The 1954-nt window shown below is 55.0% G+C and carries 3 pseudogenes; 2 read left to right on the forward strand and 1 reads right to left on the reverse strand.

From position 1 onward, the window contains the following. Positions 1-128: 128 nt before the first annotated feature. Both fusA and rpsL read left to right on the forward strand, forming a co-directional pair. Positions 129-1439, forward strand: a pseudogene (fusA, locus tag ACQKP4_RS28965) (elongation factor G); the annotation flags it as partial. 90 nt (positions 1440-1529) lie between these two features. Then, positions 1530-1871, forward strand: a pseudogene (gene rpsL, locus ACQKP4_RS28970) (30S ribosomal protein S12); the annotation flags it as partial. On the opposite strand, the pseudogene ACQKP4_RS28975 reads toward rpsL, so the two are convergent. Beyond that, a pseudogene (locus ACQKP4_RS28975) lies at positions 1860-1954 on the reverse strand (hypothetical protein); the annotation flags it as partial. The pseudogenes rpsL and ACQKP4_RS28975 overlap by 12 nt on opposite strands.

A 1954-nucleotide genomic window follows, 5' to 3' on the forward strand; every position in this document is an offset into this window, starting at 1 on the left:
CGATCCGGCTCATGCTGTCCTGGGTTCTGGACATGCCATCTGCCAACGAGCGGGTGGTGGCGGTCAATGCGCTCAGTTGCTCGTTCATCGACTTGTAATTTTAGCGTCACTAATTTTGCGAGGGCTTTATGGCTCGTACTACACCGATTAATCGCTACCGTAACATTGGTATCGTTGCTCACGTGGATGCTGGTAAAACCACCACCACCGAGCGCGTCCTTTTTTACACTGGCAAAAGTCACAAAATGGGCGAGGTGCATGACGGCGCCGCGACCACAGACTGGATGGTTCAGGAGCAGGAGCGTGGTATTACCATTACTTCTGCTGCTATTACCGCCTTCTGGCAGGGTTCCGAGAAGCAGCACAAAGACCAATACCGCTTCAACGTCATCGACACCCCGGGCCACGTTGACTTCACTATTGAAGTTGAACGTTCCCTGCGTGTTCTCGACGGCGCGGTCGTTGTGTTCTGCGGTACCTCGGGTGTTGAGCCGCAGTCGGAAACCGTATGGCGTCAAGCCAACAAGTACGGCGTTCCACGTCTTGTTTACGTAAACAAGATGGACCGTGCTGGTGCAAACTTCCTGCGCGTGATCGGTCAGATCAAGCAGCGTCTGGGTCACACTCCGGTGCCGATCCAGTTGGCTATCGGTTCCGAAGACAACTTCCAGGGTCAGATCGATCTGTTGGCTATGGAAGCTGTTTACTGGAACGATGCTGACAAAGGCATGGTTCCACGTCGCGAGCCTATCCCTGCTGAACTGCAGGAATTGGCTGACGAGTGGCGCGGCAATATGGTTGAGGCTGCGGCCGAAGCCAGCGAAGAGCTGATGAACAAGTACCTCGAAGGTGAAGAACTCACCAACGCGGAAATCAAGGCCGCTCTGCGTCAGCGTACAATCGCTGGCGAAATCGTCTTGGCTGTTTGCGGTTCTTCCTTCAAGAACAAGGGCGTTCCCCTGGTTCTCGACGCCGTGATCGATTACCTGCCGGCTCCTACCGACATTCCTGCCATCAAGGGTACTGACCCTGATGACGAGACCAAGGAAATGGAGCGTCACGCAGACGACAGCGAGCCGTTCTCGGCGCTGGCGTTCAAGATCGCTACCGACCCATTCGTGGGTACCTTGACCTTCGTTCGAGTTTACTCGGGCGTGTTGGCCTCCGGCGACGGCGTGATCAACTCGGTTAAAGGCAAGAAAGAGCGCGTGGGTCGTATGGTGCAAATGCACGCAAACGCCCGTGAAGAGATCAAGGAAGTACGCGCTGGTGACATCGCGGCCTTGATCGGCATGAAGGACGTCACCACTGGTGAAACTTTGTGCAACGCTGACAAGCCAATTATCCTGGTTCGCATGGACTTCCCGGAGCCGGTTATTTCGGTTGCCGTAGAGCCTAAGACCAAGGATGACCAGGAAAAAATGGGTATCGCTCTGGGCATGTACCCCTAAATTTGGCGGGAATTCGTTCCTGCCATTTTGCTTTTCTTGCAAGACAATAGCGTCGCAAGACAACAGTGGAGCTAGTAGATGGCAACTATCAACCAGCTGGTACGTCAGCCGCGTAAGCGTATCGTCGAGAAATCCGACGTGCCTGCGCTGCAGAACTGCCCGCAACGTCGTGGCGTATGCACCCGTGTGTATACCACTACGCCGAAAAAACCTAACTCGGCACTGCGTAAAGTATGCCGTGTGCGTCTGACCAACGGTTTCGAGGTTTCCTCGTACATCGGCGGTGAAGGCCACAACCTGCAAGAGCACAGCGTGGTACTGATCCGCGGCGGTCGTGTAAAAGACTTGCCAGGTGTTCGTTACCACACTGTACGCGGTTCTTTGGATACTTCCGGCGTTAAAGGTCGTACTCATGTCCGACATGCGCGCCAGGATCGGGAACTGCAGCGCGTTGATCGACGCCGATTTACCGAGGTTGTTCGCGCCGTACACCGACAAAGGTT

Source organism: Pseudomonas sp. NPDC086278 (assembly GCF_050280905.1).
Lineage (GTDB): Bacteria > Pseudomonadota > Gammaproteobacteria > Pseudomonadales > Pseudomonadaceae > Aquipseudomonas.